This is a genomic window from Micromonospora sp. WMMD882 (assembly GCF_027497255.1).
GTDB lineage: Bacteria > Actinomycetota > Actinomycetes > Mycobacteriales > Micromonosporaceae > Micromonospora.
This window is the reverse complement of the sequence record NZ_CP114903.1, coordinates 711,390-726,084: the sequence shown is the minus strand read 5'-3', so window position 1 is coordinate 726,084 and position 14,695 is coordinate 711,390. Positions and strand designations below refer to the sequence as shown.

The window sequence follows — 14,695 nt, the reverse complement described above, 5'->3', positions numbered from 1 at the left end:
CGGCGGACGGTCACGGGGCGGCGGACGGTCCCGACATGCCGAGCTCGTTGTCGATGAAGTCGAAGAGCTCGTCGTCGGTCGCCTGGTCCATCCGCTCCCCGAGCAGGGCTCCGCCGGTGGCGTCGGCGCGCAGCCTGGTGAGCAGGATCTGCAACCGGTCGACGACCTCCGGGTCGGTCGCCGTGCCGTCGAGCCTGCTCTCCAGCAGCGCCAGCTCGGCGAGACCGGCCACGCCCGACGTGGCCCCGGCGGGGGCGAGCTCCTCGGCGAGGTGCCGGGCGATCGCCGTCGACGTCGGATGGTCGAACAGCAGCGTCGCGGGCAGCCGCAGACCGGTCGCGACGCCGAGCCGGTTGCGCAGCTCGACCGCGGTGAGCGAGTCGAAGCCGATGTCGAGCAGCCCACGGTCCGCCTCGACGGCGCCGGGGTCGGCGAAGCCGAGCACTGTCGCGGCGTGCTGCCGGACGAGCTCGACCAGGGTGCGTTCGCGCTGGTCGGCGTTCTGCCCGGCGAGCCGCTGGGTGAGCGCCTCGACGGCGTCGGGGCCGGCGGCCGGTCCCACCGCGCGGCGTGCCGGCGGGCGGACCAGGCCACGCAGCAGGCTCGGGTACCCGCTGACCGCCATCGCCGCCAGGTCCAGACGCAACGGCAGCACGACCGGCTCGTCCACGGCGACCGCGGTGTCGAACAGCGTGACGCCGTCGGCCGGGGGGAACGCGAGGATGCCACCACGGGCGATGCGCCGCAGGTCGGCGGCGTCGAGGTTGCCGCTCATGCCGCCCTCGGTGGCCCACAGGCCCCAGGCCAGCGAGGTGGCCGGCAGGCCCGCCGCGCGGCGACGGTGGGCGAGCGCGTCGAGCAGCGCGTTCGCGGCGGCGTAGTTGCCCTGCCCGATGCCCCCGAAGATCCCGGCGATCGACGAGAACAGCACGAACGCGGTCAGCTCCCGGTCGCGGGTGAGCTCGTCGAGCAGCAGGGCGGCGTCCACCTTGGGCCGCAGCACGTCGTGCAGTCGCCGCGGGGTCGTCGCGTCGAGCATCCCGTCGGCGAGGACGCCCGCGGCGTGCACCACGCCGGTGAGCGGGTGGGCGGCGGGCAGCCCGGCCAGCAGCGCGGTGAGCTGGTCGCGGTCGGCGGCGTCGCAGGCCACGATCCGGACGTCCGCGCCGAGCGCGGCCAGCTCGGCGCGCAGCTCGGCGACGCCGTCGGCCCGCGGGCCGCGCCGGCCGGTGAGCACCAGGTGACGTACGCCGTGCGCGGTGACCAGGTGCCGGGCGACGTGCCTGCCGATCGCGCCGGTGCCGCCGGTGATCAGGACGGTGCCGTCGCCACCCCACGCCGGGGTGGTCTCGGCGTCGGCGCGCGGCACCGGGGTGAGCCGGGCCTGGTGGGCGACGCCGTCGCGTACCGCCAGCTGCGGCTCGCCCGAGCCGACCGCGGCGCGCAGGGCGGCCGTCGAGGCCGGCGTGTCGTCCAGGTCGACCAGCAGGAACTGGCCGGGGTTCTCCGTCTGGGCGGTGCGGACCAGCCCCCACACCGCGGCGTGGGCCAGGCTCGGCACGTCCGCGTCGGGCGTCACCGCGACCCCGCCCCGGGTGACGACCAACAGGGTGACGGCCCGGAGGCGGTCCTCGGCCAGCCAGTCGCGCAGCAGGGTGAGCACGTGCTCGGCCGTGGCGTGCGCGGCTTCCGTCCGGTCGCCGGGGAGGACCGGGACGGGGGCGACGACCACTGCGGGCAGCCGTCCGCCGGTGGTCAGCCCGGCCAGGTCCGCGACGGCCCGGGTGACGCCCGCCGCCGCCCAACCGGTCGGGTCGTCGCCGAGCGTCACCCACTCGCCGTCGGTGGGCGTCGGCCGGGCCGGCAGGGGCTGCCATTCCAGGTGGTACAGGTCGTCGTGGCGACCGACCGGCCGGGTGGCGCGGACCTGGTCGGCGGAGACCGCCCGCAGGGCCAGGGAGTCGATCTGGACGACCGGCTCCCCGGTGGCGTCGGCGGCCAGCACCTGCACCGCCTCCGGGCCGGCCGGTCGCAGCCGGATCCGCAGAGCCGGGCTGCCGGCCGCGCGCAGCGTGACGCCGTTCCACGAGAACGGCAGCCAACTGTCGGTGGATCCGCGCAGCACGCCGAAGGTCACCGCGTGCAGCGCGCTGTCCAGCAGGGCGGGGTGCAGACCGTAGCGGGCGGCGTCGGGCTGCTGCCCCTGCGGCAGGCTCGCCTCGGCGTACACCTCGTCGCCGAGCCGCCACGCCGCGCGCAGGCCCTGGAACGCCGGGCCGTACGCGAAGCCGCCCTGGGCGAGCCGCTCGTAGAGTCCGTCGACGTCGATCGGCTCCGCGCCGGCCGGCGGCCAGTCGGCCAGCCGCTGCGGGGCCGGGGCCGGCACGGCGACGGTGAGCACGCCGCTGGCGTGCCGGGTCCACGGCTGCCCGGCCGGCGCGTGCCCGGGGCGGGAGTGGACGGTCAGGGCGCGGCCGCCGTCGTCGCCGGGCGCGCCGACGGTGACCTGCAACAGCACCGCCTCCGATCCGTTGATGGTCAGTGGCGCTTCGAGCAGCAGCTCCTCGACCCGGTCGCAGCCGACCTGGTCGCCGGCCCGGACGGCCAACTCCAGGAACGCGGTCGCCGGGAACAGCGTCACGCCGAGCACGCCGTGGTCGGCCAGCCAGGGATGGGTACGGGTGGAGAGGCGGGCGGTGAACAGGTGGCCGGCGGAGTCGGCGAGCTCGACCGCCGCGCCGAGCAGCGGATGGTCGGCGCCCCGCAACCCGGCCGAGGTGACGTCCCCGGTGGCGGCGTCGCCCTCCAGCCAGTACCGGTCCCGCTGGAACGCGTACGTCGGCAGCGGGACGTGCCGGGCGGTGACCCCGGCGAAGTAGTCGCGCCAGGCGACCTGGCCGCCCCGGGCGTGCAGTTGGGCGAGGCCGGTCGGCACCGACACGGTCTCCGGGCGGTCCCTGCGCAGCAGCGGGACGAACGCGTCGGGGTCGACGCCGCGCGCGGCGAGGCAGTCGCGGCCCAGCGTGCTCAGCGACTGGTCGGGGCCGATCTCGACGAAGCGGGTGACGCCCTCGTCGGCCAGCCGGCGCACGCCGTCGTGGAAGCGCACCGCCGCGCGGACGTGGGTGACCCAGTACTCGGGGCTGCGCAGCTGGTCGGCGGTGGCCACCGTGCCGGTCACGTTGGACACCAGGGGGATGCGCGGCGGCTGGTAGTCGACGGTGGCCGCGACCCGGCGGAAGTCGTCGAGCATGTCGTCCATGCGCGGCGAGTGGAACGCGTGGCTGACCGGCAGCCGGCGGGCCCTGCCGCCGCCCGCCTGCCAGCGGGCGGCGACGGCGAGCAGGACGTCCTCGTCGCCGGAGACGACGGTGGCGGCGGGGCCGTTGACCGCGGCGACGGCGGCCCGTTCCTCGTGCCCGGCCAGCAGCACCCGGGCCTCCTCCTCGGACGCGGTGAGCGCGACCATCGCGCCGTCGGTGGGCAGCGCCTGCATGAGCCGGCCCCGGGCGGCGACCAGCCGGACGGCGTCCGGCAGGGTGAGGACGCCGGCGACGTGCGCGGCGGCGAGCTCGCCTACCGAGTGGCCCAGCAGCAGCGCCGGGACCACGCCCCAGCCGGCCAGCAGCCGGGCCAGCGCGACCTCGATGGCGAACAGCGCCGGCTGGGCGTAGGCGGTGGCGTCGAGCAGGGCGGCCCCGGGGGCGCCGGCCGCGGCGAACACCACGTCGCGCAGCGGCCGGTCGAGCACCGCGTCGAACTCCGCGCACACCTGGTCGAACGCGTCGGCGAAGGCCGGTTGGGCGTGGTACAGCTCGGCGCCCATACCGGCGCGTTGGCTGCCCTGGCCGGCGAAGAGGAACGCGGTCCGGCCGGCGGCGGCGACGCCCCGGACGACGCCGGGGGCGGGCGTGCCGTCGGCCAGCGCGCGCAGGCCGGCGAGCAGGGCGTCCCGGTCGTCGGCGACGACGGCGCCCCGGTGCTCGAAGGCGCTGCGGCCGGTGGCGAGCGCCCGGGCCGTACCGGTCAGGCTGAGCCGTGGCCGGTCCTGCGCGTAGTGGAGCAGCTTCTCGGCCTGGGCGCGCAGGGCCCGGGCGCTGCGGCCGGAGAGCAGCCACGGCACGGGCCCGCCGTCTGCGGGCCCCTCGGTGGGGTCCTCGGCCGGGACGTGTTCCAGCACGGTGTGCGCGTTGGTGCCGCTGACCCCGAACGAGGACACGGCGGCGCGGCGCGGGTGGCCGTTGTCGGGCCACGGGGTGTTCCCGGTCAGCACCGACACCGCGCCGGAGGACCAGTCGACCAGCGGGGTCGGCTCGTCGACGTGCAGCGTGCCGGGCAGCACCCCGTGCCGCATGGCCTGCACCATCTTGATGACGCCGCCGATGCCGGCGGCGGCCTGCGCGTGGCCGATGTTGGACTTGAGCGAGCCGAGCAGCAGCGGCCGGTCGGCGGGCCGGTTCCGGCCGTACGTGGCGAGCAGCGCCTGGGCCTCGATGGGGTCGCCGAGGCGGGTGCCGGTGCCGTGCGCCTCGACGGCGTCGACGTCGTCGGGGTCGAGGCCGGCGTTGGCCAGCGCCTGGACGATGACGCGCTGCTGGGAGGGGCCGTTGGGGGCGGTGAGCCCGTTGCTGGCGCCGTCCTGGTTGACGGCCGATCCGCGGACCAGGGCGAGCACCGGGTGGCCGTTGCGGCGGGCGTCGGAGAGCCGTTCGAGCACGACGACGCCGGCGCCCTCGGCCCACGCGGTGCCGTCGGCGGCGGCGGCGAACGGCTTGCAGCGGCCGTTCCCGGCGAGCCCGCGCTGCCGGCTGAACTCGACGAACGAGGTGGGGGTGGCCATCACCGCGACGCCGCCGGCCACGGCGAGCGTGCACTCGCCGGCGCGTAGGGCCTGGGCGGCGAGGTGGATCGCGACGAGCGACGAGGAGCAGGCGGTGTCCACGGTGACCGCCGGCCCCTCCAAACCGAGGGTGTAGGAGATGCGACCGGACGCGACGCTGCCGGCGCTGCCGAGGCCCAGGTAGCCCTCGACGTCCTCGGACGGCTTGCGTACCCGGGGGCCGTAGTCGTGGTAGCTGGAGCCGACGAAGACGCCGGAGCGGCTGCCCTTGAGCGACAGCGGGTCGATGCCGGCGCGTTCGAACGCCTCCCAGGTGATCTCCAGCAGCAGCCGCTGCTGGGGGTCGATGGCGAGCGCCTCACGTGGGGAGATGCCGAAGAACGCCGGGTCGAACTCGTCGGCGTGGTGCAGGAAACCGCCCTCCCGGGTGTACGACGTGCCCGGCTGCCCGGGGTCGGCGGAGTACAGCTCGTCGAGGTCCCAGCCCCGGGTGGTGGGGAACCCGGTGATCGCGTCGCCGCCGTCGAGGACGAGCCGCCACAGCGCCTCGGGCGAGTCGACGTCGCCCGGGAAGCGGCAGCTCATCGCGACGATGGCGATCGGGTCGTCGGCCTGCGGCGTGGCGCTGGCGACCGGGGCGGCGGGGGTGGCCCCGGGGGCGTCGGTGAGGCCGAGCAGGACGGTCAGGTGCCCGACCAGCGCGGTGACCGTGGGATGGTCGAAGGCGAGGGTGACCGACAGTCGCAGCCCGGTGGCGGCGGCGAGCCGGTTGCGCAGGTCGACGGCGGTCAGCGAGTCGAACCCGAGGTCCCGGAAGATGCGGCCGGGCTCGATCGCCGTGGGGTCGGTGTGGCCGAGGACCGCGGCGACCTCGGCGCGGACCAGGGTGAGCAGCTCCTCGTCGCGGTCCGCGGCGGACAGTCCGGCCAGCCGTCCGGCGAGGTCGGGCCGGTCGTCGCCGGTGGTCCGCAGGTGCGGCACGGCGTCCGGCAGGTCGCGCAGCGCGGTGGCGACGCGCACGGTGCCGGTGGTGCGGGTGAAGCTGGCCCAGTCGAAGCCGGACACGACGAGCCGGTTCTCGCCGGCGGCGAGCGCCTGGTCGAGCGCGTCGAGCGCCAGCGTCGGGTCCATCGGCCGCAGGCCGGCGCGGACCAGCCGGTCACCGGCGGTGGTGGCGGCGCTCGCGCCGGCCCACAGGCCCCAGCCGACGGAGGTGGCCGGCAGGCCGAGGTCGCGGCGGTGTTCGGCGAGCGCGTCGAGGTAGGCGTTCGCGGCGGCGTAGCTGGCCTGTCCGCTGCCGGGGAAGGTCGCGGCGAGCGAGGAGAACAGCACGAACGCGTCGAGCTCCGCGTCCCGGGTCAGCTCGTCGAGGTGCCGGGCGGCCCGCGCCTTGGGGCCGAGCACGGCGGCGACGCGTTCCGGGGTGAGGCTGTCGAGCACGCCGTCGTCCAGCACCCCGGCGGCGTGCACCACCGTCCGTAGTGGGCGGTCGGCCGGGATGTCGGCGAGCACCGCGGCGAGCGCGGCGCGGTCGGTGACGTCACACGCGACGGCGCTGGCGGTGACCCCCTCGCCGGTCAGCTCGGCGACCAGCGCCGCCGCGCCGGGGGCGTCCGGGCCCTGCCGGCTGAGCAGGAGCAGGTGCGTGACGCCCTGCCTGGCGAGCCGGCGGGCCACGTGCCCGCCGAGCGCGCCGGTGCCGCCGGTGACCAGCGCGGTTCCGGAGGCGCGCCGGCCGGTCGGGGCGGGGGCCGGGGTGGCGCGGACGAGCCGGCGGGCGAAGATCCCGGACGCGCGGACCGCGACCTGGTCCTCGCCGTCGAGTCCGGCGAGGACGCTCACCAGCCGGTCGAGGGCGCGACCGTCGAGCTGGGCGGGCAGGTCGACCAGGCCGGCCCAGCGTTGCGGGTACTCCATGCCGGCGACCGCGCCGAGACCCCAGACCATGGCCTGCTCGACGGCGGTGACGGGGTCGGCGCGGCCCACCGAGACGGCGCCGGTGGTGGCGGCCCAGAGCGGCGCGGCGACGCCGGTGTCGCCGAGCGCCTGCACGAGCGCGGCGGTCGACGCGACGCCCGCCGGCAGCGCCGGTCCCGCCGGGTCGACGCCGGGAGCGTGCGCGAGCAGCGACAGGATCCGGTCGGGGGCGTCGGGCTGGGCGCGCAGGACGGCGGCGATGCCGGCGCGGTCGGTGGCGGCGAGCCGGACCGGGACGACGGTGGCGCCACGGCGGGTCAGCGCGGCGGCGAGAGCGGGGTCCGGCTCGGCGTCGGGTGCGGTGACGAGCCACCACGTGCCGTCGAGCCGCCCGACCGTCGGGGCGCTGACCGGGGCCCAGGTCACCCGGTAGCGCCAGTCGTCGACGACCGGGCGGGGGGTGGCGGTGACGGTGGGCGGGGTGAGCCAGTAGCGGGTCCGCTGGAACGGGTAGGTGGGCAGCGCGACCCGGCGGGTGTCGACGCCCGCGTACACGGCCGCCCAGTCCACGCGTACGCCGTGGGCGTGGACCGCGCCGAGCGCGGTGAGCAGCCGGTCGAGGCCGCCGTCGCCGGCGGCGAGGGTGCCGGTGACGCACCCCGGCGTCCCGGCCCGCTCCAGCGCCTCACGCAGCCAGACCGACAGCACCGGGTCGGGGCTGACCTCGACGAAGGTGGTGTGCCCGCTGGCCAGCAGCGCGTCGACCGCGGCGGCGAACGCGACCGGCTCCCGCAGGTTGCGGTACCAGTAGTCGGCGGACAGCGTCGTGGGGTCGACGCGGTCACCGGCGACCGCGGAGTAGTAGGCGACCTCCGAGGGGCGCGGGTCGAGGCCGGCGAACGCCCCGGTCAGCTCGTCACGCAGCGCCTCCACCTGCGGTGAGTGCCCGGCGAAGGTGACCCCGGGCAGCTCCCAGGACATGATGCCGTCGTCGGCGAGGCGCGCGCCGAGCTCCCGCAGGGACGCGGGGTCACCGGAGACGGTGACCGATCCCGGGGCGTTGACCGCCGCGACCGAGACCCGGTCGGCCCACGGGGCGAGGTGGCCGGTGGCGCGGTCGGGCGGGGCGGCGACGAAGAGCATGCCGCCCCGGCCGACCAGCGGCAGCAGGGCCCGGCTGCGTAGCGCGACGATCCGCGCACCGTCGTCGAGACCCAACGCCCCCGCCACCACCGCCGCCGCGATCTCACCCTGCGAATGCCCCACCACCGCGTCCGGCGCCACACCGTACGACCACCACACCGCCGCCAACGACACCATCACCGCAAACAACACCGGCTGCACCACATCCACCCGGTCCAACCCCTCACCCGACCGCAACAACCCGATCAACGACCACTCCACGAACGGCGCGAGCGCCGCCTCACACTCAGCCATCCGACCGGCGAACACCGGCGACTCGTCGAGAAGCTCCCGGGCCATACCGGCCCACTGCGAACCCTGCCCGGGAAAGACGAAGACCGTACGGCCGGGCCGGTCGGCGACCCCCTGGACGAGCCGGTCGTCGGCGGCGTCGTCGGCCAGGGCGGTCAACGCGCGCCGTACCGTGTCGGCGTCCACGCCGGCGACGGCGGCCCGGTGCTCGAACGCGCAGCGGCCGGTGGCCAGGGAGTACCCGACGTCGGCCAGGGACGGGGCGGCTTCGCCGTCGAGCAGGTCGACGAGCCGGCGGGCCTGTTCGCGCAGCGCCGGGACGCTGCGGGCCGACAGCGGCCACAGCACCGGCCGGGCGACAGCCGACCCGGGGTCGGACCCGGCCGCGCCGCCGGCGGTGGTCGGCTCGACGGTGGCCGGGCCGACGGTGGCCGGGCCGACGGTGGCCGGGCCGACAACGGCCGGATCGGCGGCGAGCGGATCGGCGGCGGCCGGACCGGCGCTGGCCGGGGCGGGCGCGGGCGGCTCCTCGATGATCACGTGGGCGTTGGTGCCACTGAGCCCGAACGAGGACACCGCCGCGCGGCGGGCCCGGTCACCTCCGGCCGGCCACGGCCGGGCCTCGTGCAGCAGGGCGACCGCGCCGGCGGACCAGTCGACGTCCGGGGTCGGCTCGGCGGAGTGCAGGGTCCGGGGCAGCGACTCGTGCCGTAGCGCCCCGACCATCTTGATCACCCCGGCGAGGCCGGACGCGGCCTGGGTGTGGCCGATGTTGGACTTCACCGAGCCGAGCAGCAGCGGCCGGTCGGCGGGCCGGTCCCGGCCGTACGTGGCGAGCAGCGCGTGCGCCTCGATCGGGTCGCCGAGCCGGGTGCCGGTGCCGTGCGCCTCGACCACGTCGACGTCCGCCGGGCCGAGCCCGGCACCGGCCAGCGCCGCCCGGATGACACGTTGCTGGGCGAGCCCGTTGGGGGCGGTCAGCCCGTTGCTCGCGCCGTCCTGGTTGATGGCCGAGCCACGCACCACGGCGAGCACCTGGTGGCCGTGGCGACGCGCGTCGGAGAGCCGTTCGAGCAGGACGACCCCCGCGCCCTCGGCGATGCCGAACCCGTCCGCGCCCGCGCCGAACGACTTGCAGCGCCCGTCGGCGGCCAGACCGCGCTGGCGGCTGAAGCCGGTGAGCGACAGCGGGCTGCCCATGACGGTCACGCCGGCGGCGAGCGCGAGGTCGCACTCCCCGGCGCGCAGCGACCTGGCGGCCAGGTGCAGCGCGACGAGCGACGACGAGCAGGCCGTGTCCACGGTGACCGCCGGGCCCTCCAGACCGAGGGTGTAGGCGACGCGACCGGACAGCACGCTGGTGGAGACCCCGGCGATGAGGTGCCCCTCGACCTCCGCGCCGACGTCGTGGTTGCCGTAGCCCTGGTAGGCGGCCCCGGCGAAGACGCCGGTGCGGCTGCCGCGCAGGCCGGCCGCGTCGATGCCGGCGGCTTCGACGGCCTCCCAGGAGGTTTCCAGCAGCAGCCGCTGCTGCGGGTCCATGGCGAGGGCCTCGCGTGGCGAGATGCCGAAGAATCCGGCGTCGAACGCGCCGGCGTCGGCCAGGAAGCCACCGGCCAGGCAGTACGTGGCGCCCGGCCGGTCGGGGTCGGCGTCGTAGCGGCTGGCGAGATCCCAGCCCCGGTCGGCCGGGATCTCGGTGATGACGTCCGCGCCGGCGGCGACGACGTCCCAGAGCCGGTCCGGGGTGTCGACGCCGCCGGGGTAGCGGCACGCCATCGAGACGATGACGACCGGGTCCTCGTCGGTGGCGACCGTCGCGGTGACCGCGACCGGGGCGGCGGGAGCCGCGCCGAGCAGCGACTCGCCGAGGTGGCGGGCCAGCGCGGTGACCGACGGGTGGTCGAAGACGACGGTGACCGGCAGGCGCAGCCCGGTGGCGGCGGTGAGGCGGTTGCGCATCTCGACCGCGGTCAACGAGTCGAAGCCGAGGTCACGGAACGCCCGGTCGGGGTCGACGTCGACGGCCGAGTCGTGGCCGAGCACGCCCGCGGCGTGGGCCCGGACGAGGTCGGTGAGCAGCCGGTCCGGGTCGGCGTCCGCGCGCAGGCGTCGGCGCAGGGCGGCCCCGACGCCGTCGTCGTCCTCGGCGGGCTCGTCGGTGCCGGCGAGGACGCGGCGGACCTCGGGCAGGTCGGCGATGAACGGGCTCGGGCGCACCGAGGTGAACACGGGCGCGAACCGGTCCCAGTCGACGGCGGAGACGACCACGACCGTGTCGTCGTGGTCGAGCGCCTGTTGCAGCCCGGTCAGCGCGACGGCCGGCGACATGAACGGCACGCCGCGTTCGCGCAGTTGGCCCTCGACGAGGTTCGCGGCCATGCCGCCGCCCTCGGCCGGATCCCAGATGCCCCAGATGATCGAGGTGGCCGTCAGTCCCCGGGAACGCCGGTGCTCGGCGAGACCGTCGAGGTAGGCGTTGGCGGCGGCGTACGCGCCGTGCTCGGCGCTGCCCCAGACCGCGGAGATCGACGAGAACAGCACGAACGCGTCGAGGTCCGCGTCGGCGAACACGGCGTCGAGGTTGTCCGCGCCGCGGACCTTCGCGTCCAGGGTGGGCGCGAAGTCGTCGGGGTCGGTGTCGTCGACCGGCGCCAGGACCCCGCTGCCCGCCGCGTGGACGACGGTACGGATGTCGACGCCGTCGGCCCGCAACCGGTCCACCAGCGCCGCCAGGGCCACACGGTCGGTGACGTCGCAGGCCGCGACCGTCACCCGGGCGCCGGCGGCGGTGAGCTCCGCGGCGAGGTCCGGGGCTTCGCCGCGCCGACTGACCAGCACGAGGTGTTCGGCGCCACGGCCGGCCGCCCAGCGGGCCAGCGCGCCGCCCACTCCCCCGGTGCCGCCGGTGACCAGGGTGGCGCCGCGTGGCCGCCAGCTCCGCGCGCCGGCGGTGTCGCCGACGGCCGCGCGGACCAGCCGCCGCCCGTAGCGGCCGGTCGCGCGTACCGCGGTCTGGTCCTCGCCGTCCGCGCCGGTGAGGGCGTGCCGCAGCCGGGCGGCGGCGGTGTCGTCGACGACGGCGGGCAGGTCGACCAGGCCGCCCCAGCGGTCGGGGTGTTCGAGCGCGACGACCCGGCCGAGGCCCCAGACGAGGCTCTGCGCGGGGCTGGTCAGGGTGTCGGCGGGGCCGGTGGTGACCGCCCCGCGGGTGGCCCACCACAGCGGCGCGGCGCAACCGGCGTCGCCGAGCGCCTGCACGAGCGTCAGGCTCAGGGCGGCGCCGTCGGTCAGTTGGGGGTGCCGGCGGTGCGTGGTGGGGTCCGCCCCGACCAGCGACAGCACGCCGGCCGGCTGGTCGGTGAGCGTCCCGGCGAGGCGGACGGTGAGCCGGGCGCGGTCGTCGTCGGCGGGGGTCAGTTCGAGGGTGACGACCGTCGCGCCGCCCGCCCGCAGGGCCCGCGCGCAGTCGGCGGTCAGGTCCGCGTCGACGTGGGTGGAGGTGACCAGCAGCCAGACGCCGGTCAGCTCCGCCGGGGACGGGTCGGTGAGCCGCCGCCAGGTGACCCGGTAGCGCCAGGAGTCGGCGGTGGACCGTCGCTCGTGCCCGGCGCGCCAGGCGGCGAGGGCGGGCAGCACGGCGCCGGCCGGGTCGCCCGGGTCGATGCCGAGCGTGGCGGCGAACGCGGGCAGGTCGCCGTCACCGACGGTCTGCCAGAACGCCGCCTCGGCGGCGGGCACGGCCGGCGTCGCGCCGACCGGCCCGGTGGGGCGTTCGAGCCAGAACCACCGGCGCTGGAACGCGTACGTGGGCAGGTCGACGCCCGCGCCCCGGGCGGCGCCGAAGACCGTCGTCCAGTCGGGCGTCAGACCGCGCACCTGGGCCTCGGCCAGCGAGCGCAGCACGGTGTCCAGGCCGTCCTGGTCGCGGCGCAGGGTGCCGACGGCGGTGACGTCGAGGCCGGCGGCGTCGGCGGTCTCGGTGACCGCCACGGTGAGCACCGGGTGCGGGCTGACCTCGACGAAGGTGGTGTAGCCCTCGTCCATCAGGGCGCGGGTGGACTCGGCGAACCGGACGGTCTGCCGCAGGTTGCGGTACCAGTAGTCGGCGTCGAGCGTACGGGTGTCGACCCGGCCACCGGTCACCGTGGAGTAGAACGGCACGTCGGAGGCGAGCGGCGTGATGCCGTCGAGCTGGGCGAGCAGATCGTCGCGCAGCGGCTCGACCTGTGGGCTGTGCGAGGCGTAATCCACCGGCAACACCCGCGCCCGCACACCCTCACCCACCAAACCCCCCACCAACCCCTCCACCACACCCACCCCACCCGCCACCACCGTCGACACCGGACCATTCACCGCCGCCACCGACACCCCACCCCAACCCCGACCCACCACATCCCCCACCGACAACCCCACCGACGCCATCGCACCCCCACCACCCAAACCCCCCACCAACCGACTCCGCACCACCACCACCCGCACCCCATCCACCAACGACAAACCACCCCCCACCACCGCCGCCGCCACCTCACCCTGCGAATGCCCCACCACCGCATCCGGCACCACACCCCACGAACCCCACACCGCCGCCAACGACACCATCACCGAAAACAACACCGGCTGCACCACATCCACCCGGTCCAACCCCTCACCCGACCGCAACAACCCGATCAACGACCAATCCACCAACCCCGACAACGCCACCTCACACTCCGCCATCCGCGCCGCGAACACCCCCGACTCCACCAACAACCGCCGCGCCATCCCCACCCACTGCGACCCCTGCCCCGGAAACACGAACACGGTGCGGCCGGGCGGTCCGACGGCGCCGCGCACGACGTGGTCGGCCTCCTCGCCGGCGGCCAGGGCCCGCAGCCCGTCGAGCAGCCGGTCGCGGTCCCCGGCGATCACGACGGCGCGGTGCTCGAACGCGGTGCGGGTGGTGGCCAGCCCCCGGGCGACCGCCGCCGGGGCCAGGTCGGGCCGGTCGGTCAGGTGCGCGAGCAGTCTGCCGGCCTGGCCGGCGAGGGCGGCGCCGGTCCGCCCGGACAGCACGTACGGCAGCAGCGCGGGCAGGTCCGGGGCCGGCTCGGGGGTCACCTCCGGCGCGGGGACCTCAGGCGCCTCCTCCAAAATGACGTGCGCGTTCGTACCACTCACCCCGAACGCCGACACACCCGCCCGACGCGCCCGACCCACCCGCTCCCACACCCGCGAACCACCCAACAACCCCACCCCACCCGACACCCAATCCACCCCCGACAACCCCACCCCCACATGCAACGACCCCGGCAACACCCCACACCCCAACGCACCCACCATCTTCACCACCCCACCCACACCCGCCGCCGCCGACGAATGACCCACATTCGACTTCAACGACCCCAACCACAACGGCACACCACCCACCCGACCCCGCCCATACGTCGCCACCAACGCCCCCACCTCAATCGGATCCCCCAACCGCGTCCCCGTCCCATGCCCCTCCACCACATCCACATCCCCCACACCCAAACCCGCATCCACCAACGCCGCCCGAATCACCCGCTGCTGCGCCACCCCACTCGGCGCCGTCAACCCATTCGACGCCCCATCCTGATTAACCGCAGAACCCCGCACCACCGCCAACACCGGATGCCCATTCGCCCGAGCATCCGACAACCGCTCCAACAACAGCATTCCCACGCCGTCGGACCAGATGGTGCCGTCGGCGGCGTCGGAGTACGCCTTGCAGCGGCCGTCCGGCGCGAGCGCGCGCTGCCGGCTGAACGACACGTACGGGTCCGGGTCGGCGACCACCGTCGCGCCGCCGGTGATCGCCAGGGAGCACTCCCGGGACCGCAGCGACCGGACCGCCAGGTGCAGCGCGACGAGCGACGACGAGCAGGCCGTGTCGACGGTGATCGCGGGGCCGCCGAGACCGAGCAGGTAGGACAGTCGACCGGACATGACGCTGCTGGCCATGCCGGTGTGCAGCAGGCCCTCGACCTCGGGGACGGTGGCGCTGCCGAAGCCGTAGCCGCTCATCATGGCCCCGATGAACACGCCGGTGTCGGAGTCGCGCAGGCTGGCGGGGAGGATGTTCGCGCGTTCGAGGGTCTCCCAGGCGGTCTCCAGGATGAGCCGCTGCTGCGGGTCCATGGCCAGCGCCTCGCGCGGCGAGATGCCGAAGAAGCCCGGGTCGAACTCGCCGGCGTCGTGCAGGAAGCCACCGTTGCGGGTGTAGGAGGTGCCGGGCCGGTCGGGGTCGGGGTCGTACAGGCCGTCGGTGTCCCAGCCCCGGTTGGTCGGCCACTCCGTGATGGCGTCGACGCCGTTGGCCACCAGCTCCCAGAGCTGTTCCGGCGAGTTCGCGCCACCCGGGTACCGGCAGCTCATCGCGACGATCGCGATGGGCTCGTGGCGGGCGTCCTCCTCCTCGCGCAACTGGCGGCGGGCCTGACCGAGCTCGGCGGTGGCGCGCCGCAGGTACTCCAGGAGCTTCTCGTCGTTCGGCATTCGTCG

Annotated in this window: 1 protein-coding gene; it reads right to left on the bottom strand. The window is 76.1% G+C overall.

What is annotated here, in order from left to right:
• Positions 1 to 10: 10 nt before the first annotated feature.
• A complete protein-coding gene (locus O7606_RS02940; RefSeq protein WP_281597426.1) occupies positions 11 to 14,689 on the bottom strand; it encodes a type I polyketide synthase in 14,679 nt (4,892 codons plus the stop codon).
• Positions 14,690 to 14,695 lie beyond the last annotated feature (6 nt).